Genomic DNA, 22,481 nt, shown 5'->3' on the forward strand with positions numbered 1-22,481 from the left:
CGCAAACTTTAACGCGATTTAAAAATTTTATCAAACGGTAAATTTTCTGAGGATCCGGCGTTGCAAATTACTTATCCGATTGCGTTGGGCGTGATTTCTGACAGCGAGTTCCGACCAAAGATCAGGGGTCGCAATCTTATCGGTCGGAGAGTCTATCGTCGAAGATCGTCCGAAACGCACTTGAAATAAATCAATTGATTAATTAAATAGGTAGCACACTAATGAGTAGTCTGGTAATCAATAAGGGCCTATCGATATGTCTGATCAGCTGACGTCGCAGTATGCCGTCTTTCTGGAAGCTCTCGGCGTTGCCAGTCGCAAAATGCGGAATGCTTATAATGCCCGCGTCTCCGAGATGGGGCTGACGTATTCCCGTGCGCGGGTGCTGATTATTCTGGCGAAACATGAGCGGATCAATCAGAGCACGCTGGCAGATGAACTTGAGCTGGAGAGGCCGACGGTTGTGCGCATGCTCGACAGAATGGCCGAGCTGGAGCTGGTCGAGCGGGTGGACGATCCTCAAGACAGGCGCGCCAATCTTATCCAGTTGATGCCGAAGGGGAGGAGTCTGGCCGAAGAGCTTGTCTCGTCCGTTCGCGGTGAATTTGCAGAAAAGCTTATTCGTACTGAAGATCTTGCGGCGCTCCAAACCGCGACGACCTTGTTTTATACGATGATCGATCGGCTTGAAAATTGTGAGGTGGGTAATGACAGCCACTGAACAGCCAGTACCAGCCGCTGCCGAGCAGCCAGCACGCCCGATCTATCCCGGTGCGCCGCCGCCACAACCGCCGAAGCCTTTGCCACAGCTTCTTCTCTACATGTTTGCCGCGACAGTGATTGGCATCACGCAGGGTGTGGGGATGTCGTTCATCTCGGTCACAATCCAGCAGATTGCCGGCCCGCTGAAAGCAACGACAGCCGAGGCGAGTTGGTTGATGGCTGCATACCTTGCGCCCAACGCAACATTGACGCTCATCCTTTTCAAGATGCGACAGCAATTCGGTATTCGCCGTTTTGCCGAGGTCTCGATTGTGGTTTATGTACTGATCAACTTCTGCCATCTCTGGGTGGACAGCTTTCAGTCAGCGCTTGTGTTGCGCTTTTTCGCAGGTGTTGCAGCTGCACCGATGTCTTCAGTTGGGATCCTCTACATGATGGAAGGGTTGCCGCGGGAGAAAAAGCTGAACATCGGGATCTGCTCAGCGATGACCGTACTCAGCCTTTCAACACCATTGGCAGGCCTGACCGCGCCCTTTCTTCTGGAGCATGGTGGCTGGCATGGTCTCTATATGTGCGAAATCGGTCTTGCGCTGATCTCGCTTGCACTGATCTTTAAGCTGCCTCTGCTTTCAGGCGAGCGGGTAAAGGTCATCAATAAGGTGGATCTGACTTCCTTCAGCTTCCTGTTTATCGGAATGGGAGCCGTGGCCACAGCACTGACTGTCGGCCGCGTTTATTGGTGGACTGAGAAACCATGGCTGGGCGTGATGCTGGTCGCCGGTGTTGCAGCGCTGATGGTCATGGTGCTCATCGAGCTTCACAGAGATAACCCGATGATCGAAATCCGCTGGCTGACATCAGCGGAGATTATCCACTTTACCGGCGCTTTGCTGATCTTCCGTATTCTGCTTTCCGAGCAATCAAGCGGTGTCCGCTCGTTCTTTGTGATGCTTGGGCTGAACAATGGTCAGCTTCAGGGGCTTTATGTCGTCATTATCCTGTCAACGATTGCAGCAGGCGCCACCTGTGCTTTTTTGCTGAAACCTGGCAGGGTGGCACTTTTACACGGCTTTGCTTTGGTCCTTCTCGTCATCGGAAGCTGGATGGATAGCCAGTCAACCATCCTGACTCGGCCCGGGCAGATGTATGTCAGCCAGATGCTGCTCAGCTTTGCTGCCGGGCTTTATCTGCCTCCTGCGATGATGGTCGGTTTCATCGCAGCGCTTCGGCGCGGGCCAAGCTTTCTTATCAGCTTTATTGCGGTGTTTCTGACGACACAGCGTGTGGGCGGGATTCTGGGCTCGGCAATGTTCGGCAGCTTCGTTACATGGCGCGAGCAGATCCATTCGGCAGCAATTGCACAGGACCTCACAAGCGGTAATCCAGTTGTCACGCAAAGAATTTCCCAGCTGGCAAGCGCCTACGCTTCCACGATCTCAGATACAGGCATCAGGCAGGCCGAAGGCGCTGTTTTGCTGGCAAAGAAAGCCACGCAGCAAGCCTATGTGCTGGCCTATAACGATGCTTTCCGGTTCATCGCGCTTCTGGCAGCGGTCGCTCTGGTGATCCTCGTGCTCGATGTCTGCTTTGAAGCCTGGGAAAACAAACGTGCTGCAGCGGAAGGGCTGCCTGCGTGATTTCTGATCCATTTGAATAAACCAGCCGGGACCGGCGATCGGTGCCGGGCCTTCGTTCTGACTTTAATGAGGACGCACAAAATGACACGTATAATTCGTTCTCTCGCCACTTATGCGACCCTTGCAATCGGTATCGGCGGTATTCTTGTCCTGCTGATGGCGTGGAACCTGCCGCCCTTTGCCGGCAGCATCGAGAGAACCGACAACGCTTATGTTCAGGGGCAGGTGACGCAGCTTGCTCCGCAGCTTTCCGGTTTGGTCGCTGAGGTTGCGGTCTCCGATTTTCAAACCGTCCATCAAGGGGACATTCTGGTGAAGCTGGACGACAGGATCTACGCCAGAAAACTGGCGCAGGCCGAGGCTAATCTTGCCGCCGCAAACGCCGCACTTGATGCGAACTTGCAGGCTCAGGCCTCGGCCAGAGCGCAGGTTGCCTCTGCCAAAGCAGGGGTCGCCAGTGCTCAGGCTGCTCTGACCAATGCAAAGGCTCAATGGGATCGCAAAAATCTGCTGAAGCAGAAACAGATCGCTACGCAAAGTGAGGTGGATCAGGCCAAGGCAACGCTTGATCAGGCGAAGGCTTCCGTTGATCAGGCAAAAGCCTCTTTGCAGGTGGCGAAGGAAGGGCTTCAGTCAAAGGTCGTCAACCGCCGTTCGCTTGAGGCCAAGGTTTCTGCCGTTGAGGCGGCGCGCGAACAGGCCAAAATAAACCTCGATAATACAACGATCACAGCGCCGCGCGATGGAACGCTTGGGCAGGTGAAAGTGCGCATCGGACAGTATGTCTCTCCCGGCTCGCAGCTTGTTGCGCTGGTGCCGGATCAGGTCTGGGTGATCGCGAACTATAAGGAAACGCAGCTTCCGGGCATGCGTGTCGGCCAAAAGGTCTCGTTCACGGTGGATGCGCTGAATGGTGAGAGGTTTACAGGAAAGATCGAGCATTTTTCGCCCGCCACGGGTTCTCAGTTTTCCGTCATCAAGCCTGATAATGCGACAGGAAACTTCACCAAGGTTGCACAGCGGGTTCCTGTCCGCATCGCAATCGATCCCGGACAAAACGATATAAACCGGCTGGTTCCGGGGCTTTCGGTTGTAACCTCGATCGATACAAAACAATCGTGAGTGAGGCGGGCAGGGGCAGAGTTTTTACGCCAGGTCCTTGCCTGTCACTTTGACTGTCGGATCAGGATTGCGCCGCTTCGGCCTCATCAGAGGCTCAGGTCGAACCGGCGCCGTATGAAGCATATCCGAACCTGCCATAATGCCTTCGACCGCCTGAATTTCGAGCCGCTGAGCGTCCCGGCGGCGAACATCATCGGTAATGGCCTGCGCCTCATCTTCACTTGTGCCCAGCGCAACCAGTGTCTCCCGACCAAAGACGAGGCCGGATTCCAGCGTTTCGCGCAATTCAAATTCAACGCCCCGCTGCCTTAACGCAAGCGTATGTCCCCGATCATAGGAACGCGCATAGATGTGAGCGCGCGGAAAATTTTCCTGTATCACATCAATGACCCTGTCAGTGATTTCACGCTTCTGCGTGCATACCGCAACGACCTTTGCTTTCTCGATACCAGCGGCGATGAGTACCTCTTTTCGCGTGCCATCGCCGAAATAGATGTGAAACCCAAAAGCAGACGCCTGCCGGATGCGTTCGGCCGAATAATCGATAATCGTAACGTCCCGCCCGCTTGCCAGAAGAATTTGCGCGGCAATCTGGCCGAAACGGGAAAAGCCGACCATCAGGACTTCGTCTCCGGCGCCGGCAAAGTCTTCTTCAAGCTCTTCATGGCGCTCGGTATTTCGCGATGTGAGGCGTTCTGCCAGGCGCACGCAAAGCGGTGTTGCGACCATGGTAAGCGTCACAACAGCAATGAGGATGGAGGCCAGTGAATTCGAGAAAAGACCTGCTGCCGCAGCTGTTGAAAACATGACGAAGCCGAATTCACCGCCTTGAGGCAAAAGTGCCGCGATACGGATCGCATCCTCGTGCGGTGAACCTGTGAGCCTGCAAAGCCCATAGATTACGGCTGCCTTAACTGCGATCAGGACCGGGACGGCGATCAGAACCAGAGCCAGGTTGTTGTAAATGACGTTGAGTTCAAGCGACAGACCTACTGCGATGAAGAATATCGAGAGCATGACACCACGAAACGGCTCGATATCGGCCTCAAGCTCATGCCGGTAAGTGGACTCTGCCAGCATGACACCTGCCAGAAATGCACCCATCGCCATGGAAAGGCCGACGAGCTGCATGGCCATGGCCGCACCGATAACCAGAAAGAGTGTGGCGACAATCATCACTTCCCGTGCGCCCGTCGCTGCAATAATCTGGAAAATCGGAGTCAGAAGATAACGACCGGCGGCGATCATCAGTGCAATGACTGCCAGCGCCATTCCTGCATTCAGCAGCATGTCCGTTGCGGTTGCATCTTCCGCCCCGCCACCAAGAATACTGACCAGCGCGAGAAGTGGAACGATTGCGATATCCTGGAACAGAAGCATCGAGAACGATCGCTGGCCATAGCGGGTATTCACGTCGCTGCTGTCATCGAGAATTTGCATGGCAAATGCAGTTGATGACAACGCCAGACCATAGCCGGCGATCACCGCAGCACGCCAGTCTGTGATACCCCAGACCATCGCCAGAGGCACGAGTACTGCGCCAGTCAGCACCACCTGCGCCAGACCAAGACCGAAAATATCCTTGCGCATGGTCCAGAGGCGTGCCGGCTTCAGTTCGAGGCCGATCATGAACAGAAGAAAGACGACACCGATTTCTGCAACGTGCAGGACTTCTTCACCATTCGTAATCAGTTTCAGAACCGGTCCGATGATGACACCACCTGCAAGGTAGCCGAGCACTGTTCCGAGACCGAGTCTTTTAAAGATCGGGGCGGCGATGGTGGCTGCCCCCAGCATCCAGACGGTTTCGGTAAACAATGTCTGCGATGTCGCCATAATCGGGTCCCTGAATCGATGAAATGCTGTCCTTCTGCAAAGACGGCACTTGATGCATTGCAAAGTCAACAATAAATGGAAGCGCAAAGAAAGGCCAAGCCATGTCTTCATATATTGATAGCAGTGAATTGACGGAGCGCACTTCCAGAATTGTGGAAGTGGCAAAAAAAGCGGGCGCGGATGCCGCCGATGTTGTTGTTTCGGAAGGTGTTTCCCAATCGATTTCGGTGCGGGATGGGCAGCGGGAAAATGCGCAGGCCTCGGAGAATCGGGGCTTTTCATTGCGGGTATTCTCAGGAAACCGAGTTGCAAGCGTTTCCACCAACACTGATGACGATATCGACGCTCTCGTTGAGCGGGCTATTGCCATGGCCAACGTCTCGCCGGTTGATCCGTATGCAAGCCTGGCAGATACCGAACGTCTGGCACGCGATGTTCCCGATCTGGAACTCTACGATGAAACGGAAGTCAGCCCGGAAAAACTGGCCGAGCGCGCACTTGCAGCAGAAGCTGCTGCACTTTCCGTTGACGGTGTAAGCAAAAGTTCCGGCGCCGGAGCCGCCAATGGCCGTGTTTCATTTGCACTTGTGACCTCGGATGGCTTTTCCGGTGGTTATCGGCGCTCATTTTCGTCGATATCAGCCTCTGCTGTCGCTGGCGAGGGCACAGCGATGCAGCGTGACCATGACTCCGACGGGCGCGCATTTGACGCAGATCTGTTTGCGCCGGAAGAAATTGGCCGCCGTGCTGGTGAACGGGCTGTGCGCCGTCTGGCGCCGCGCCAGATCGATACCCGACACGGTGCAGCGGTGATTTTTGAATCACGTTTGGCGGCGAGCCTGATCGGACATCTTGCCAGCGCAATTTCCGGTTCCGCAGTTGCGCGCAAAACCAGCTTTCTCAGGGATAAGATGGGAAAGCAGATTCTCACCTCTGGTTTGAACATCACTGACGATCCTGGAATTCTCCGAGGTGCGGGTTCCCAGCCGTTTGACGGTGAGGGCGTAAAAAGCGACAGGCTCACGATGGTCGAAGATGGGGTTCTTCAGCACTGGTTTTTGTCAACTGCGCTCGGTCGTGAACTTGGTCTTGAGACCAATGGCCGTGGAAGCCGCGCCGGAAACTCGCTCTCAGCGTCTCCGACAAATCTGATCATGGAGCCGGGCGACAAAAGTCAGGAAGAACTGATGGCCGGGATCGGTACCGGGCTTTTGGTGACGGAACTGATAGGGCAGGGCGTCAACATGATCACCGGTGAATATTCGCGCGGTGCCAGCGGCTTCTGGATCGAGAATGGCGAGATCGCTTTTCCGGTATCGCAGGTGACCATCGCCGGAAACCTGAAGGACATGTTTATGGCGATGACACCAGCCAGCGATATTGACCGGCGTTTCTCGATTGCCTGCCCAAGCATTCTGGTTGAGGGGCTGACCCTTGCAGGACGATGAAAGGTCCCCGGATTTGATCGCGGGCTCTGATCATGTGAAGCAGGTGGAGGCCGACCTGGCCCTCATCGAAACTGCGGCACATGAGGCAGGGGCAATTGCATTATCCTTCTTTGGCCATGACCCTGAAGTCTGGTGGAAAAATGGTGGTGAGTCTCCCGTCAGTGCAGCCGATTTTGCCGCAAACAAGGTGCTTGAAGATACTCTTCGAAAAGCACGACCGGATTATGGCTGGCTCTCGGAAGAGAGTGAAGACGACCTTGCACGCCTTGGATGCGACCATGTTTTCGTCGTCGATCCGATTGATGGTACGCGCGGATTTTTGAAAGGGCGTCGGAACTGGGCTGTCAGCGTTGCCGTCGTTTATCGCGGAAGGCCTGTTGCCGGCGTTCTGGTTGCTCCGGCCCTTGGCGAAGTTTTTTCTGCCCATGCAAACGGTCCGGCCATTAAAAATGGCGTGCCTGTTGTTGCGACGCAAAAAGACGCGCTGAACGACAATGATGTCGTCGATATCTGCCTTCCGGCAAGCCTCAACCGTCAGTTTGCTTCTGAGTTTATTGGCCGTATCAGACCCGCCGATCACATCCCTTCACTGGCTTACCGGCTCGCCATGGTCGCGGACGGTCGTCTTGATGCAACATTGGTCAGACAGGATTCCCACGATTGGGATCTGGCAGCGGCGGACATCATTCTGGAGCGGGCCGGTGCACGCCTTTGCGATGAAAAAGGACAGCCTCTGCGTTATAATCGCGAGTCCGTTTCGCAAGGCGTTTTGTTCGCTGCAAATGAGACGCTGGTGGCGACATTGTTGCGGCATTTTGGTGCAGGGCATCAAACTTGACAATCGCAATCAAACCCGCGACACGAAGCTTTCAAAATAGCGATCAAAACAGTCAATGAGGCTCATGATGACTGAAACCGTCGAAAATAAACAACTGCTTCACCTCGTGTTCGGTGGAGAGCTGGAAAACCTTGAAGGTTTGCGTTTTTCCGATCTTGATGCGCTCGATATTGTCGGGATTTATCCGAATTATGCAGCCGCGCATGTGGCCTGGAAATCGAAAGCGCAGCAGACCGTTGACAATGCGCATATGCGCTACTTCATCGTGCACCTGCACCGTCTTCTCGATCCCGAGAGCTGATTATCCGGGTCTGAGAATGGGCGTTTCCTTTTTTTTGCCGCCTTTATGGCAGATGAAAGCATGGATCAGATATACCTGCAAAGGTTGTTTCGGCTGAACGGGCGAATGCTGACAAATGGCTTGGCAAAAGCGTTTTAGCGTATCGCTTTCCGCTCTGCCTGTTTCGTTACATATAAACATGCTATTATCGATTGTATCGGATTCGAATCGCGCTTGAGTTGCGATTTTCGGAAGTTATTTGATACAAGATCATATGGACGGCCCATGAAACCCGACGTTTCGACATGGATTGCTCAAAGAGGTTACCGGTTCGCCGGTATGGCGCTTTATCCCTTTCTCAGGCCGGCTCTGCTTTACAGGGTTCGCAAGGGCAAAGAAGATCGTGCCAGACTGAACGAGCGCCTGGGTCATGCGGCCGTGGCGCGTCCCGACGGGCCACTCGTGTGGATTCATGCGGCGAGTGTCGGGGAGACCCTCGCCGTTGCTCCGTTGATCGAAATGGTGCGCGGTTATGGCATCAGCATTCTGCTCACAACCGGCACTGTGACGTCAGCGCGCCTGGCAGCCGAACGGTTTGGGGACCGGGTTATTCATCAGTATGTTCCGGTCGATACAACGCCTTCTGTCAGAAACTTTCTCGACCACTGGCGGCCTGACCTTGCGGTGAATGTTGAAACCGAGGTCTGGCCCGTCACCATTGCCGAGCTGAATCGCAGGCGTGTCGCGCATATCATTGTCAACGGTCGCATTTCTGACCGGTCATTTGATCGCTGGATGATGCGGCGTGGACTCGCCCGCAGCTTGTTTTCGCGCTTTGCCTGCATTTTGACGCAGACGGACCTCGATGCCGAGCGTTTCAGTGATCTTGGTGCGCTGAATGTCGGTGTTTCCGGCAACATCAAGGTTGATCGCGAAGCGCCACCGGCTGATCCGCGGGAGGTTGGGCTTTTGCAGGAGTCGATAGGAAGTCGACCGGTCTGGGCGGCAATCTCTACATTTGAAGGTGAGGAGCAGGCTGCAGCCGAGGTACACTTATCTTTGAAAGCGCGGTTTAACCGGCCATTGACGATTATCGTTCCCCGCCATCCCAATCGTGCCGAAGCAATTGCATTGCAACTTCAAGAGCAGGGTCTGAAGGTTGCGCGCCGGTCGTGCGGAGATCCGCTCGAGCCTGATACGGATATTCTTCTCGGTGATACGATGGGGGATATGGGACTTTATTTGCGGTTGACGCGTATCGCCTTTGTCGGGCGGTCTTTGACAGCCAGAGGTGGCCAGAACCCGCTTGAACCCGCTATGCTCGGAGCAGCTGTCCTGACGGGCCGCAATGTTGATAATTTCCGCGAAGCCTATCGACAGCTCCGCCAGCGTGGTGCTGTCAGAACCGTCGATAGCGTTGAAGCGCTTCGTCAATCGGTTGAATTGCTGATGCGCGATGCGAAGGCCCGTGAAACAATGGTTTCCGCTGGTTTTGAGGCCGTTCGGGAGATGCGTGGCGCTCTTGCGCGCACAATGAAGGGGCTAGAGAGATATCTCGCACCACTGATCCTCGAAGCGCGATTTTGCGCAAAGTCGAAATCAGTAAAGCAGCCATCGCATCATTCGTCAGACGTGCTGAAACGGGTTCCCGAAGCACAGGCCAGCAAAATTGCGCGTTGAAACGCGCGAAACATCTTTTTCATTCTGAGAGTCTCAAGAGCATATGCTGACTAAGGCCCCTTCATTCTGGTGGAAAAAAGGTGGCCTGGCCGCAATATCACTTGCGCCTCTATCCTGGCTTTATGGCGCTATTGCAGGTGCACAGATGCGCCGTGATGTTGAGGCCTGGGTTGACCTTCCAGTGGTCTGCATCGGCAACTTTACAGCCGGTGGAACCGGAAAAACACCGCTTGCAGAATGTCTCGCCCGTCATGCCAGAACCCGTGGCCTTAATCCTGGATTCGTTTTGCGGGGATTTGGTGGCCGGGTCAGACAGGCAACGCTTGTCGAAAAGGAGCGGCATACATTTTTGGATGTCGGAGATGAAGCCTTGATGCTTTCTGAAACAGCGCCTGTTGCTGTCTCTCCAGCGCGTGCAGATGCCGCGCGCCTGCTCAAGGAAATCGGAGTCGATTTCATAATCATGGATGACGGGCTTCAAAGCGGAAAGCTTGGTTGGGACTTTTCAATTTCTGTCGTCGATGTTGGGCGCGGATTAGGAAATGGAAGGTGCATTCCGGCCGGTCCCTTGCGGGCACCAATGGCAATCCAGATTGTCAGAACGGATATGGTTATTCTGAATGGTGAAAGTGGTGAATGCGGTTTTGCTGACTGGTTTTCCGCAAAATATGAGCTTCCTTTGGCGCGCGTGCACACTGTTCCTGCCATCGGAAACCTTGCTGATCTGTCAGGTCGTCGCGTTCTGGCATTCGCCGGTATCGGCAATCCCGAAAAGTTCTTTGAAACCTTGCGCGCATGTGGGGCGGATATCGTCAAAACACACGCTCTTTCCGATCATCAGGCATTTTCGCCGGAACTGGCGGCTTCGCTTTTGCGTGAAGCGCAATCACTTGAACTCGTGCCGGTTACAACGACAAAAGACTATGCGCGTCTTCAAGGCGCCATGCAGCCGGCTTTGATTGGGTTACGTGAGCAGTGTCAGACACTTCCCGTTGCAACAATCTTTGAAGATAAGCAGGTTCCGGACGACATCATTGATCGGACGATTGACAGCTTCAGAAACCGCACGACGATATAAAGCTGTTATATCCGATCCCGGCTTTCGCTGCCTGAACTGTTTTGTGGTGGGCAAACAGACATATTTCGCGTATTCTGAAAGCCGGGTTGAACGGAAAAACCTGGTTGGAACGATGCGCATACTTTCAAGCGATGTCCGGCCTGCTGAAATGGCCGATGCAGTATCCGTCGCCACTGTCCACTGGCAGGCATGGCAACAGGTTTATGCGGGCATCATTCCGCACCGTTCACTGCAGGATATGCTGACCCGACGCAATGTATCATGGTGGCAACGCGCCGTGAGCAGCGAGGCAACCGTTCTGGTGCTGGAAGTGCAGGGTAAGCTTGTTGGCTATGCAACGGTTGGATTAAGCCGTGCACGTGCCTTGCTGCCGGAAGGCGAGATTTACGAAATCTATCTTTTGCCGGAATATCAGGGTCTTGGGTTTGGGCGGGATCTCTTCACAGAAGCGCGCAGGCTTCTTGCTTCGCTCGGTTGCAAAGGCACGATCTGCTGGGTGCTCGACGATCTCCAGCAGGCGAAGATGTTCTTTTCTGCCTTAGGTGGCAAACCACTGGCGTTCTCAAGAAGCCAGTTTGGTGACACCTCACTTGGCAAGGTCTCATTTTGCTGGGATTAAAGCGCCGTGCATCCATTCGGATGCACAAAGCTCACATCCAACCTATTGAATCTACCCATCGTGCTTTCCGAAAATCGATTCCGGTTTTCGGGCCGATGCTGTGGGGGGTGTTTCTAGCATCTACTGATATCGAAATTGCTGTATGTCATATAGGCTGGTTGCCTTGGGGTGTGATTTTGATTATCCAAGGCCGAATATTTTTCCTGCTTTGGAGGACCAAATGCGTATTGAAGCAATTTCCATCGGCAACAATCCGCCGGAAGATATCAACGTCATCGTTGAAGTGCCTGTCGGTGGCCAGCCGATCAAATATGAAATGGACAAAGATGCCGGTGTACTGGTCGTTGACCGGTTCCTGTATACGCCGATGATGTATCCGGGTAACTACGGCTTCGTTCCGCATACGCTGTCTGATGATGGCGACCCAATCGATGTGCTGATCTGCAATTTTCGTCCGCTGATGCCGGGTTGCGTCATCAATGTGCGCCCGATCGGTGTGATGATGATGGAAGACAATTCCGGCAAGGATGAGAAGATCATCGCCGTTCCATCGCAGGAAGTCAGTGCCCGTTTCGACAAAGTCGACGAGCCGAGCGATATACCCGAAATCCAGTTGAAGCAGATTGAGCACTTTTTCGAGCACTATAAGGATCTCGAGCCCGGCAAATGGGTCAAGATTTTTGGCTGGCATGGTTCAGACGAAGCCAAGAAACTGATCGTTGAAGCCATCGAGCGCGCAAAATCGAAGTAAACGCGACTGATTGTTTTTGACTGAAAGGCCGGGGTTGTTCCCGGCCTTTTTTGTGTATTGAAAATGCTCTCGTGTTCACCAGCGTTGATGAACATGAGGTGCGATGCGGGATTGATATATTTCCTGCATCGCTGCCATAACATCACTGCTGATTGCCGGGAGGTCTGAGGCGGAGGCGTTCGCCTTTGCCTGTTTGGCGTTCCGTGCACCTGGAATTGCCACCGTGACGGCCTCGTTCATCAGGATCCAGCGCAGGGCAAAAGCAGCCATGGTTTCGCCACCTGGCACATATCTGCGAACCTCTTCCACGGCATCAAGAGCGATGTCGAACGGGACGCCTGCGAAGGTTTCGCCAACATCGAAAGCAGCGCCTTTGCGGTTGAAGTTACGGTGATCGTCCTCTGCAAATGCCGTGTCGCGCGTGATCTTCCCTGAAAGAAGGCCACTGGCGAGCGGCACGCGCGTGATCACTGCAATATCCTTTTTCTTGGCCTGTTCGAAAAACAGGGACGCCGGGCGCTGGCGAAAGATATTATAAATGATCTGAACGCTTGCAACGCCGGGATATTCAATAGCCTTCAGCGCTTCTTCGACCTTTTCGACACTGACGCCATATTCGGCGATTTTGCCTTTCGCCTTGATCGTATCAAGTGCAGCAAAAACATCAGGATCATAAAAGGCTTCTGTCGGCGGGCAGTGAAGCTGCAAGAGATCAAGCCGCTCGACCTTCAGGTTTTTCAGACTGCGGTCGATGAAACCCTCAAGATTCTCCAGATTGTAGCCGGAGGCGACATGCGGATCGAGGCGACGGCCCGCTTTGGTCGCAACGAATGGCTTCTCACCACCGCGTTTTGCCAGAACGTCAGCGATGATCTTTTCAGATCTTCCATCGCCGTAGACATCAGCTGTATCGATAAAGTTGATGCCGGAGTCCAATGCGGCATTGAGAGCGGCACGCCCGTCTTCCTCGCTGACAGAGCCCCACGAACCGCCGATCTGCCACGCGCCGAAACCGATATTGGAAACCGGGCGCCCGGTGCGGCCGAAATTGTGATAGTGCATCGTCTCCTCCGATGATCGTTTGCATTTGGTCAAATGCGGGTTGGATAAAGCGCCGGAATGACGCTTTTGACTTGCGGTGAAACACGTCCATCTTTTAGCGCTATAAGGTGGACACGAAAAGCACGGGAACAGAAATTGTGACAGGCTTTCGCTTTATTCATGCTGCTGATCTGCATCTGGGATCGCCTTTGAGCGGCCTCGCTTTGAAGGATCCGCAGATTGCCGAGCGGTTTGCTGCGGCCGGCAGAGCTGCCTTTTCGGCGCTTATTGAACGTGCGTTGGATGAAGCCGTCGATTTCATGATCATTGCGGGGGATGTTTATGACGGTCCCTGGCGGGATAATCATGTGGGGTTGTTCTTTAACCGCGAGGTCGCCCGGCTGACGCGCGCTGGCATTCCGGTCTATCTGCTTCGCGGCAATCACGATGCGGAAAGTATCGTCGCGCGTACGATAGCGATGCCGGAGGGTGTTCATGAGTTTTCAACGAAGCGCCCTCAGACCTTTCAGATCGAAAAGCTGAAAGTCGCATTGCACGGGCAGGGCTTTGCCGAACGTTCCGTCAGCGAAAATCTGGCTCTATCATATCCGGCAGCTGAAGCGGGTTGGTTCAATATTGGCGTCCTTCATACCTCTCTGTCCGGCCGTCCGCCGCACGCGCCCTATGCACCATGCACGTCCGACGACCTGCGCTCAAGAGGGTATGATTATTGGGCGCTGGGTCATGTGCATGCTTTTGAAGAGGTTCTTCGTGAACCTCTGACGCTTTATCCCGGTAATCTGCAGGGCCGTAATATCCGGGAGACCGGTGAGAAAGGTGCTGTTCTGGTAACTGTGGATGAGGGGCGCATTTCATATGAACGTTTGATTGTCGATTGCGCACGCTTTGAAGCTGTCGATGTGGTGGTTAATCCAACGATGCAAGACAGCAATATTCTGCAATCAATTGAAGAGGCTGCGGGACGGCTTTGTGAGACCGCCAGCCAGCGCGTTACTGCACTGCGGGTGCAGCTTTCGGGCAATCATCCGGCCGCCGGCCGTATACGCGCCAGCCGCAGGCAGTGGCACGATGATGTTCAGGCGGCTTTGCAACGGGTTCACGCCGACATCTGGCTGGAGAAGCTGGTGATCAATTTGCATGAGCCCATTGAAGAAAGAACGCCAGAGGCCGACGGTGCAATGATGGATATCACCCGGTTAATCGATGAGATTGCCAAAACACCGGAAGCGCATGAAGATGCCGAAGCCCTGATTGCCGATATTGCCCGCCGTCTGCCGGGAAGCCTTGCAGCAGACGAGACTCCGCTGGATGCAACGGCAAAAGAGGTGCTGGAAGAAGCACAAGCCATCATCCGCACGCGGCTTGGACTGGATGGAGCGGCCTGAAATCATGCGTTTTTCCTCACTTGACCTCATTCGTTACGGTCATTTCTCAGACAAGACGATTTCATTTGATGCCACTGCCGGTCTGCACATCATCTATGGGCCCAATGAGGCTGGAAAGTCCTCAGCGCTTTCTGCGTTTTCCGATCTGTTATTCGGTTTTCCTGATCGCGATGTTCGGTTTGATTTTCTGCACGAGGCAAAGGACCTGCGTGTCGGCGCGAAAATTTTGCGACGCGATGGGGACGGGCTTTCGTTCATCCGGCGCAAAGGTCGAAAGAACACGCTTCTTGCAGGTGAGGCCAAGCGCGATGTTCCGCTGAACGATGATGCGCTTTCGCCGTTTATCGGTGGATTGACGCGGCAGGTCTTCGAGCGGGTTTTCGGCCTTGATTCAGAACGGTTGCGGTCGGGCGCTGACGACATGCTTGCCGATGGCGGTGAAATCGGACAGCTTCTGTTCTCAGCCGCTTCGGGACTGACCGGGCTGAAGACGGTTGGTGATGCGCTCTCCGTCGAGGCCGACCAGATCTATGCACCACGGAAGTCGCAAAACCGTTCTTTTTATCAGGTGATCGACCGGCATGAAGCGGCACGCAAGGCGGAGCGGCAGCATGAACTGAATGCCAGCGACTGGAAGAACCTTCTCAAGGAAGAGCGGGAGATCAAAGAAGCGCTTGAGACGTTGCGGCAGCGCCAGAAAAAACGCCAGATGCGCATTTCTGATCTTCAGCGGCTTCAGCAATTGCGCGGTCTGTTGACAGAAATGGACCATTACGCGCTGTCACTTGAACGTTTTTCCGATCTTGAAGGGCTTGATGACACAATTGGAGAACGCATGCAGGCTTTGCGTCTGAAGCGCGAAGAGTTGCGAGCCAGTGAAGCAGAGAAACAAAAGCAGCTGACTTCGATGCAGGAGAGCATTGCCGCGCTTCATGTCGATGAGATGCTGCTGAAGCGCCGTGACGATGTCGCCCGGTTGCGGCTGGAAACAGCGCTTTACCTGCAGGCCAGAGAACGGGGGCCGGAGTCGAAAAAGCGTCTTGGTGAGATAACTCAGGCGCTGCAGGTGGAGGCGCAATCACTGGGGTTCGATTCTGTGGTTGATCTCGAAAAATACTGCCCGGACAAAATGTTACGGGCATCTATTCAGGAGTTGTTGGAAGAGGGGCGCGAGCTTCGCCGTGATGAAAAGCTCGCCGGTGAAGCGCTGCTGGAAAGCCGGGAAACACTGGAACGGGCGCAGCAGCAGATCAAGGGCGAAAGACCGATTGAGCCATCGCCGCTTCGTCGTCGTTTCGATGCATTGCGTCCGGATATTACGGCACAGGCTGATGCAGAACATCTTCTTGCAGAGATTGATCACGCCGAGCGGCAGCTTGCCGACGATGCTGCAGCGCTTCGCCCGCCAATTCGGGACATGCTTTCCCTTTCGCTCGCCGCGCTCCCAGGGCTGGAGGAGATAAAACGCGGGCATGAGGTGATTTCAGCGGCCTTGCAACGTTTGCAGGAAGCCGAAACGACCCGTGCGAAATATGAGGACGATCTGACGGCGTTGGAGAACGCGCTGGCAGACGACGATCACGGTGCAGCGCTTCCAACCCGCGATGATATTCGGGCCGTTCGTCATCATCGTGATTCTCTGTGGTCCAGCATTGAAGCCCATTTAGGGCAACCGTTGGAAGGCTGGCCCGAGCGCTGGGATCGTGCCTTTCACAGTGCGCTCACGAAAGCTGATGATCTGAGTGATCGTGCATTATCGGAAGCTGAAGCTGTCGCACGCCGGACCGATAGTCTGGCACGCCTCGAAGCACTTAAAGCGAAGTGCGCGGAAGCTGAAAACATGGTTGCTATCCGGAAAGAGGAATTGAACAAAGCTGAAACTGCGTTTTCGACATTGTTCGCCGAGGTTGAGATCAAGCCCGCAGAACCGGATGAGATGGTCGAGTGGCGACGCAGCGTTGAGAGCCTGATCGAAAGGCGTTCTGATCTGGTTGCGAGCAAGAAGCGGCTGGACGTGCTCAGCGAGAAACGGCTTCCGCTGCAAAAGAGCCTTCTCAGTCTCGCAGAAGCCGGTGGTGTACAGGCAGATCCGACGATGTCAGTCGCGGCTCTGGCCCGTTTTGTTGAGGCTGAGATTGACCGTCTTTCAGAGCGTTGGGAAAATGCACGTGACCAGGAGGCACGCCTTTCTGCTGCTGCACAGAATGTTTCACGCTGCGAGAAGACGATAGAAAGGCTGAGCGAACACAATAGAGCCTTCTCTGCTCGTCTCGCATCCCGGCTGAAGCAGGCCGGGCTTTCCGGCGAAACCGCTCTGGCAGCGATTGCAGCAGCGCTTGAGACCTGGAGCAAAGTGCCGGACCTCGTGCAGAAGCGCGAGACGTTGAGGCAGACGATTTCAACAGATGAAGCGTTGATTGAGGCATTCGAAGCCAGCGTTTCTGAGCTTGTCGGGGCTCTTGTCCCTGATCTGACCGGACAGGCGCCGGAGAACGCACTTGAAGTGCTGGAGAGGGAAATCTCCAGGCATGCAGAGCGCTATACCCGCAGGCAAGGCTTGACAGAACGTGAAACGGTTCTGAAGCATGACTTGAATAAAACTAAAAAAGATATTGAAAATATTGAAATAGATTTTACGGAAGTAATCAAAAAGTTGCCGGAGAGTGTCGACGCGCAGACCCTTCCTGAACGCCTTTCGGCACGGTCGGATTTGCGGGAAAGTCTGCAGGAATCTCGAAGGCGGTTCAGAGAAAGCAGTGATGGCGCTGATGAAGACGGCGTAAGAGCTATGGCAGGCGAGCTTGATCAGGTGGCTTGTCGGCTTGAAATCGAAGCTCTTTCAGCAGATGAACGTGAGGATGCAACTGTTCTGGAAACGCTTCTGGAACGTCGTATGGCGTGCCGTCAGAAGAAAGAGGCACTGGAAACCGGTGAAAGTGCTGAAAAGGCCGCTTTTGATCGGCAATCTGCTGAAACAGAAGCTCAGGCACTGGCGCGCGATTGGGTGGCGCTGAGGCTGGCAGACCGGCTTCTGGGAGCAGCGGTTGAGCGATACCGGCAGAGCCGTGCGGACCCTGTTCTGGAAGCGGCAGCGGCACATTTTAAAACACTGACGCGTGGCGCTTTTACAGGCCTCGTCCAGCATTACGGCGCTGACGATGCCTTGATCTTGTCGGCTCAGCGGGAAAGCGGTCATGAGGTGCCAGTCGATGGTTTGAGTGATGGCACGCGCGATCAGCTCTATCTGGCGCTCAGGCTGGCCTTTATTCAGGATTATGCCAGCCGAAACGAGCCTGCACCGCTGATCGTCGATGATATTTTTCAGACTTTCGATGACGCTCGCAGTGAATCAGGTCTTCAGGCGCTGGTGAACCTCAGTGAGGTCCAGACGATCCTGTTTACCCATGAGCGTAGTCTGGTGGAGATTGCTGAACGGACGCTTGGTCCGTCCGTCGATATCATCACCTTGAACGCGTGAGGGTCACTCTGCATCGGGACTTTGATCCGGCTTTTCACCCGACTTGTTGCGGGGACTGATGCGCGTTTTGGCTTCAAGCTTCTGCAAGAGAAACAGAACAAAAAGGCCAAGGAGAGAACCGAATATCCCAAGGCTCCAAAGGCCAAGTCCAATGGTGAGGCCAACTGCGCCGGAAAACCAGAGGCCAGCCCCGGTCGTCAGACCTTTGACTGTGCCTTTCTGAAAGAAAACGATTCCTGCGGCGAGAAATGCAACGCCCTCTGTGATCGCCTGAATGACACGTGTTGGATCGACCCGTAATACGTTGCTGTCATCAGGCATCAGCTCCGGCACTTGTGTCGAGACAATCACGAAGAGTGCTGCTGCGAGGCTGACAAGGATATGCGTGCGTAACCCGGCAGAGTGATGGCGCATTTCGCGTTCGAGGCCAATCAGACCGCCGAAGAGAGACGCCCCGATCAGGCGGGCGAACAGAACCCAGTGGTCGGGCGATGTCTGATTATGAAAGTCGGCAAGAATGGCCTGCATGAACCGGTGGTCCTTCATATCTTTCGGGTGGCGCTTCAGGCCTCAATGCTGGTAGGGTACCACTCGTTCCCGTTTCAGACATGGAGTTACCGGAGCCAGGCCTTCTTGGAAGATAAAAGGCCCGGCTGGCTTACAGTCATTCAAAGCGCCGCTTTGATCCTATCAGCATGAGCCTGCAGAATTTCGGCGTCTTCCATGCTGTCAGAGTGACGCTTCAGGTCGGCACCATCCATGCGCGGAATAATGTGGAAATGCAGATGGAACACGGTTTGTCCGGCGGCCGGCTCATTAAACTGCGCGATGAAAACGCCATCGGCTTCAAAAGCCCTTTTGACGGCTTTCGCCAGTTTCTGAACGACAGGCATCGTCTTTGCCAGAACTTCAGGGTCAGCATCCAGCAGGTTGCGTGACGGCGCGCGCGGAATAACCAGAACATGGCCCGGCGCCTGCGGCATCACATCCATGATCGCGACGACCTCATCGTCTTCATAAACACGGACAGAAGGGATCTCTCCGCGAAGGATTTTTGCAAAGATATTATCGTTTTCATAAACGACATCAGGCATAGATTTTATCCTTTTGAAATGATTTTACTTATGCCTTCTTGAAAGGCGTATGGTCTGACAGAATTCCACTCATATACTCGACGTCTTCGCGCTCGTTTTCGAGGAAGTCGGAAACGGCATTTCGCAGGCCTTCATGCGCAATGTAATGGGCTGAATGCGTGGTAACCGGCACATATCCGCGTGCCAGCTTGTGCTCACCCTGCGCACCTGCTTCCACACGCTTGAGGCCGCGCGCGATCGCGAAATCGATGGCCTGATGATAGCAGACTTCGAAATGCAGAAAACGATGGTCTTCGATACACCCCCAGTGTCGTCCGAAAAGCGTATCCTGACCGATAAAGTTAATTGCACCTGCGATATACCGGCCTTCGCGGCTGGCCATAACCAGCAGAATGTCATCGGACATACGTTCGCCGATCAGGGAGTAGAACGCTCGGGTCAGATAGGGCCGCCCCCATTTGCGTGAGCCGGTGTCCATATAAAATGCGAAGAACTGGTCCCACACATCCTCTGTCAGGTCAGAACCTGTCAGCCAGTCGATCTCAATGCCGTTTTCAACCGCGGTTCTGCGCTCTTTTTTCAGAGCTTTGCGTTTTCTGGAGGCCAGCGTTTCCAGAAAGGCGGCATGGCTCTCATAGCCGTGATTGATGAAATGAAACTGCTGATCTGTCCGGTGTAGGTAACCGGCTCGGGAAAATACCGTTACTTCATCTTCCGGAACGAAGGTTACGTGGGCAGACGAGACGCCGAGCTGGTCGTTCACAGCGATAAGGCCATCTGCCAGAATCTTTTGGACGCTTTCACGGTCATAACCTTCTGCAACAAGAAGGTGCGGGCCTGTTGCCGGAGTGAACGGGATGGAGGCCTGAAGCTTGGGGTAATAGCGGCCACCAGCGCGTTCAAAGGCATCGGCCCACCCGAAATCAAAGACATATTCGCCCTGACTGTGATTCTTCAGGTAACATGGCAATGCGCCAATCAGGTCGCCACTATCGTTTTCCAGCAGCAGGTGGTGGCCCAGCCATCCGGTTTCGGCGGTGGCTGAGCCTGATTCTTCAAGAGCAGAGAGATAAGCGTGCGACAGGAACGGATTATATCCGCCCGCATGCACAAGCCGCGCCCAGTTTTCCGGGGCGATGCTGGTAAAACTGTTTTCGACGCGGATGTGAAGATTATCGCTCAAATTATGCTCGCACTATTGGCGGGGGTCGAAGCCCTCGAATGTCATCTGATCCCCATACCGGTCACTGATTGCCCGTGCATCAGGATCGCGAACGGTCCATGTGATGATTGCTATGCCATCTTTGCGCAGTCCGGCGATGAAATCATTATCAAGATGTTCGTAATAATATGAGATGAAATCAAGGCCGGCTGCAAGCGCGTCGCGATGACGCGTGAAGTCTTCTTCGTGATCGCCAAGCGCTGTCAGCCCAAGCGGGAAGGGAAGTTTCTCGCGCGTGAGATCCCGCATGATTTCGGCGTCGAAGCTCATGAGCGCCAGCGGTCCTTCATAGCCGCGAACTGCGGCTGCGACAGTGGGGACAAAGCGCGAATCCTGCTCAGCGCCGCGCTTAAGCTCGACGACCAGCGGAACGATGCCCTTGCAGGTCTTCAGGACGTCGGAAAAGCGCGGAATGACTGCGCCGCTGTCACCCACGGTAATCGTATCAATCTCTTCTGCAGAAAGTGTTTCTATTTCACCGTCACGGCCACAAAGTCGCTTGAGATCGTCGTCGTGAAATACAAATGGAACGCCATCTTTGGAAAGGCGAACATCGCATTCTATCGCGAAGCCAGCTTCAATGGCCCGTTCGAAGGCGGGGATCGTATTTTCCCAGACCATTTTATTCTGGTCGTGAAAGCCCCGGTGTGCAATCGGGGTTGCTGTCAGCCATGCTGGTGCCGGCATTATGCGATCTCCAGAATGGCATCGATTTCAACGGCTGCCCCCATTGGCAGGGCTGCCATGCCGACGGCTGCGCGGCTGTGTTTGCCTGCTTCCTGGAAAACTTCGGCCAGCAGATCGGACGCTCCGTTGATAACAAGGTGCTGATTTGTGAAGTCGGGTGTTGAAGAAACAAAGCCATTGATTCTGAGGACCTGGCGCACTCGGCTGAGATCACCGCCAAGAGCGGCTTTGGCCTGAGCAATGATATTGATGGCGCAAGCACGCGCGGCCTTCTGGCCGTCTTCAAGCGAAACACTGTCGCCGAGATGTCCGGTCGCGATGAGCTTGCCGCCTTCCATTGGCAACTGGCCGGAGATGTAAAGCAGATTGCCGGAAATCGTGTAGGACACATAATTTGCAGCCGGAGCCGATGCTTCCGGCAGAGTAATAGAAAGGGCTTCCAGGCGGGCGGTTATTTCAGCAGACATGATGAAAAATCCTCAGGAAAGAAGTCGATGAATGGAATTGGCATAACACCGGCTTTTCTATACCATCAGCCGCGTATGCCAAGGGGGAGTTGTTCATGCGAAAGGCGACGTTGACGAGTCTTATTTTGCTGACGTCAGTTTTGCCTGTATCTGCTACAGAACTGGCGTCTGGTACCGTGCTGGAAAAACTGAAGCCACACCGGGCTATTTACGACCTGTCGCTTGAATGGGCTTCGGCGCAGTCGGGTGTGGAATCGCTGGATGGGCGTTTCGTGTACGAGTTCACCGGAGGGGCATGCGCAGGGTATGAAACCGAGATGCGCATGGTTACCGATATCGGTAAGGAGGATGGCTCCGTCATAACCGACCAGACAACGTCTACGCTCGAGGCTCCATCCTCTGAAAGTTTCTCTTTTTCAAATGTTTTGTTCTCAAACTATGAGCTTCAGACTGAAACCCAGGGTGAAGCCATGCGCACCGCTGACAGCGATCTCTCGTTGACGATTGATAATTCAGGTTCTGAAGAGCAGGCGCTAGCGCTGCAAAATGCCGAGTTTCCAACTGAATATATGGCGCATGTGATTGCTGCCGCGCAGTCGGGGAAGCGCGTCTATCAGGCCAATTCATTCGATGGCTCGGACACTTCCGTGATGTTGGCGCTGACCGTGATTGGAAAAGAGCTTGCCTCAGAAGACGATTTATCTGAGCCTGGGGCAGCGCGTTGGCCGATTACGACAGCCTATTACCCCATTGGAGATCATGCGGGCGACCAGCTTCCCGATTATTCGGTGTCAATGACGCTTTCCTCGCAGGGTGTCAGTCATGACATTCTGATGGATTTTGGTGATTTCCGGATTGCAGGGGCACTACAGACACTCGATTTTCTCAATGTGAGTGATTGCACCAATTAGGGCGCTATTCAGCGGAGCTTTTTCGCGTTTAGACGCGACGGTGCTTGCATTTGCTGCTGAAACAGGGTATCGCCGCCGCATTCCACACGCAGACTTTGGGGTGTTCCGGGAGAAATCCGGATCGTTCCGCCGGTGTCAGGTATCTTTGGGTCCCTGTTCTACG

General features: G+C 54.4%; 20 protein-coding genes. 13 read left to right on the plus strand and 7 right to left on the minus strand.

Annotated elements, in window-relative coordinates; translation table 11 throughout:
• Window positions 1-256 precede the first annotated feature (256 nt).
• The 3 genes from EDC90_RS08265 to EDC90_RS08275 all read left to right on the plus strand — a co-directional run bounded on the left by EDC90_RS08265 (window position 257) and on the right by EDC90_RS08275 (window position 3,482).
• On the plus strand, window positions 257-721 hold the full coding sequence (locus tag EDC90_RS08265; RefSeq protein ID WP_132310411.1) for a MarR family winged helix-turn-helix transcriptional regulator: 465 nt from the start codon (window positions 257-259) through the stop codon (window positions 719-721).
• Entirely contained in the window at window positions 708-2,360 is a 1,653-nt protein-coding gene (locus EDC90_RS08270; RefSeq protein ID WP_132310413.1) for an MFS transporter, read from the plus strand. The genes EDC90_RS08265 and EDC90_RS08270 overlap by 14 nt, the downstream gene beginning before the upstream one ends.
• Before the next feature lie 81 nt (window positions 2,361-2,441).
• Complete coding sequence (locus tag EDC90_RS08275; protein ID WP_132310415.1) at window positions 2,442-3,482, plus strand: HlyD family secretion protein; 1,041 nt, start codon at window positions 2,442-2,444, stop codon at window positions 3,480-3,482.
• Between the two features lie 24 nt (window positions 3,483-3,506).
• On the opposite strand, the gene EDC90_RS08280 is transcribed toward EDC90_RS08275, so the two are convergent.
• Window positions 3,507-5,318: a monovalent cation:proton antiporter-2 (CPA2) family protein gene (locus EDC90_RS08280; RefSeq protein ID WP_132310417.1), complete on the minus strand. Its 1,812-nt coding sequence runs from the start codon at window positions 5,316-5,318 to the stop codon at window positions 3,507-3,509.
• Window positions 5,319-5,419: 101 nt separating this feature from the next.
• Between EDC90_RS08280 and EDC90_RS08285 the strand changes: the two genes are divergently transcribed.
• The 7 genes from EDC90_RS08285 to ppa all read left to right on the plus strand — a co-directional run bounded on the left by EDC90_RS08285 (window position 5,420) and on the right by ppa (window position 12,012).
• Entirely contained in the window at window positions 5,420-6,766 is a 1,347-nt protein-coding gene (locus EDC90_RS08285; RefSeq protein ID WP_132310419.1) for a TldD/PmbA family protein, read from the plus strand.
• A gap of 34 nt (window positions 6,767-6,800) precedes the next feature.
• Window positions 6,801-7,604 (plus strand): 3'(2'),5'-bisphosphate nucleotidase CysQ, encoded by an 804-nt coding sequence (locus tag EDC90_RS08290; RefSeq protein WP_132310486.1) that lies wholly within the window; start codon window positions 6,801-6,803, stop codon window positions 7,602-7,604.
• A 67-nt stretch (window positions 7,605-7,671) separates the two neighbouring features.
• Window positions 7,672-7,905 carry a DUF4170 domain-containing protein gene (locus EDC90_RS08295; protein WP_132310421.1) on the plus strand — a complete coding sequence of 78 codons (234 nt, stop codon included), beginning with the start codon at window positions 7,672-7,674 and terminating at the stop codon, window positions 7,903-7,905.
• Between the two features lie 264 nt (window positions 7,906-8,169).
• Window positions 8,170-9,564, plus strand: coding sequence for a lipid IV(A) 3-deoxy-D-manno-octulosonic acid transferase (waaA, locus tag EDC90_RS08300; RefSeq protein WP_132310423.1), 1,395 nt, complete (start codon window positions 8,170-8,172; stop codon window positions 9,562-9,564).
• A gap of 43 nt (window positions 9,565-9,607) precedes the next feature.
• A complete protein-coding gene (gene lpxK / locus EDC90_RS08305; RefSeq protein ID WP_132310425.1) occupies window positions 9,608-10,642 on the plus strand; it encodes a tetraacyldisaccharide 4'-kinase in 1,035 nt (344 codons plus the stop codon).
• A 112-nt stretch (window positions 10,643-10,754) separates the two neighbouring features.
• Entirely contained in the window at window positions 10,755-11,261 is a 507-nt protein-coding gene (locus EDC90_RS08310; protein WP_132310427.1) for a GNAT family N-acetyltransferase, read from the plus strand.
• A gap of 220 nt (window positions 11,262-11,481) precedes the next feature.
• Window positions 11,482-12,012: an inorganic diphosphatase gene (gene ppa / locus EDC90_RS08315; RefSeq protein WP_132310429.1), complete on the plus strand. Its 531-nt coding sequence runs from the start codon at window positions 11,482-11,484 to the stop codon at window positions 12,010-12,012.
• Window positions 12,013-12,087: 75 nt separating this feature from the next.
• On the opposite strand, the gene EDC90_RS08320 is transcribed toward ppa, so the two are convergent.
• Window positions 12,088-13,074 carry an aldo/keto reductase gene (locus tag EDC90_RS08320; RefSeq protein ID WP_132310431.1) on the minus strand — a complete coding sequence of 329 codons (987 nt, stop codon included), beginning with the start codon at window positions 13,072-13,074 and terminating at the stop codon, window positions 12,088-12,090.
• A 137-nt stretch (window positions 13,075-13,211) separates the two neighbouring features.
• Here EDC90_RS08320 and EDC90_RS08325 point away from each other — a divergent pair, with 137 nt between their 5' ends.
• The gene (locus EDC90_RS08325) at window positions 13,212-14,459 is read left to right on the plus strand and encodes a metallophosphoesterase family protein (RefSeq protein ID WP_132310433.1); all 1,248 of its coding nucleotides are present in this window, start codon (window positions 13,212-13,214) and stop codon (window positions 14,457-14,459) included.
• 4 nt (window positions 14,460-14,463) lie between these two features.
• Window positions 14,464-17,937 carry an ATP-binding protein gene (locus EDC90_RS08330; protein WP_165972784.1) on the plus strand — a complete coding sequence of 1,158 codons (3,474 nt, stop codon included), beginning with the start codon at window positions 14,464-14,466 and terminating at the stop codon, window positions 17,935-17,937.
• Between the two features lie 3 nt (window positions 17,938-17,940).
• Here EDC90_RS08330 and EDC90_RS08335 read toward each other — a convergent pair whose 3' ends face one another.
• From EDC90_RS08335 to EDC90_RS08355, 5 genes are all read right to left on the minus strand, one after another.
• Window positions 17,941-18,465: an MgtC/SapB family protein gene (locus EDC90_RS08335; RefSeq protein ID WP_132310437.1), complete on the minus strand. Its 525-nt coding sequence runs from the start codon at window positions 18,463-18,465 to the stop codon at window positions 17,941-17,943.
• 140 nt (window positions 18,466-18,605) lie between these two features.
• Window positions 18,606-19,031 carry an HIT family protein gene (locus EDC90_RS08340; protein ID WP_132310439.1) on the minus strand — a complete coding sequence of 142 codons (426 nt, stop codon included), beginning with the start codon at window positions 19,029-19,031 and terminating at the stop codon, window positions 18,606-18,608.
• Window positions 19,032-19,059: 28 nt separating this feature from the next.
• On the minus strand, window positions 19,060-20,214 hold the full coding sequence (locus EDC90_RS08345; protein WP_132310441.1) for a GNAT family N-acetyltransferase: 1,155 nt from the start codon (window positions 20,212-20,214) through the stop codon (window positions 19,060-19,062).
• 12 nt (window positions 20,215-20,226) lie between these two features.
• Window positions 20,227-20,940 (minus strand): glycerophosphodiester phosphodiesterase family protein, encoded by a 714-nt coding sequence (locus tag EDC90_RS08350; RefSeq protein WP_132310443.1) that lies wholly within the window; start codon window positions 20,938-20,940, stop codon window positions 20,227-20,229.
• Complete coding sequence (locus EDC90_RS08355) at window positions 20,940-21,407, minus strand: RidA family protein (protein ID WP_132310445.1); 468 nt, start codon at window positions 21,405-21,407, stop codon at window positions 20,940-20,942. Before EDC90_RS08355 ends, EDC90_RS08350 begins: the two co-directional genes overlap by 1 nt.
• A 95-nt stretch (window positions 21,408-21,502) precedes the next feature.
• Here EDC90_RS08355 and EDC90_RS08360 point away from each other — a divergent pair, with 95 nt between their 5' ends.
• Window positions 21,503-22,318, plus strand: coding sequence for an EipB family protein (locus EDC90_RS08360; RefSeq protein ID WP_132310447.1), 816 nt, complete (start codon window positions 21,503-21,505; stop codon window positions 22,316-22,318).
• Window positions 22,319-22,481 lie beyond the last annotated feature (163 nt).

It is taken from the genome of Martelella mediterranea (assembly GCF_004342225.1).
Taxonomy (GTDB): Bacteria; Pseudomonadota; Alphaproteobacteria; order Rhizobiales; family Rhizobiaceae; genus Martelella; species Martelella mediterranea_B.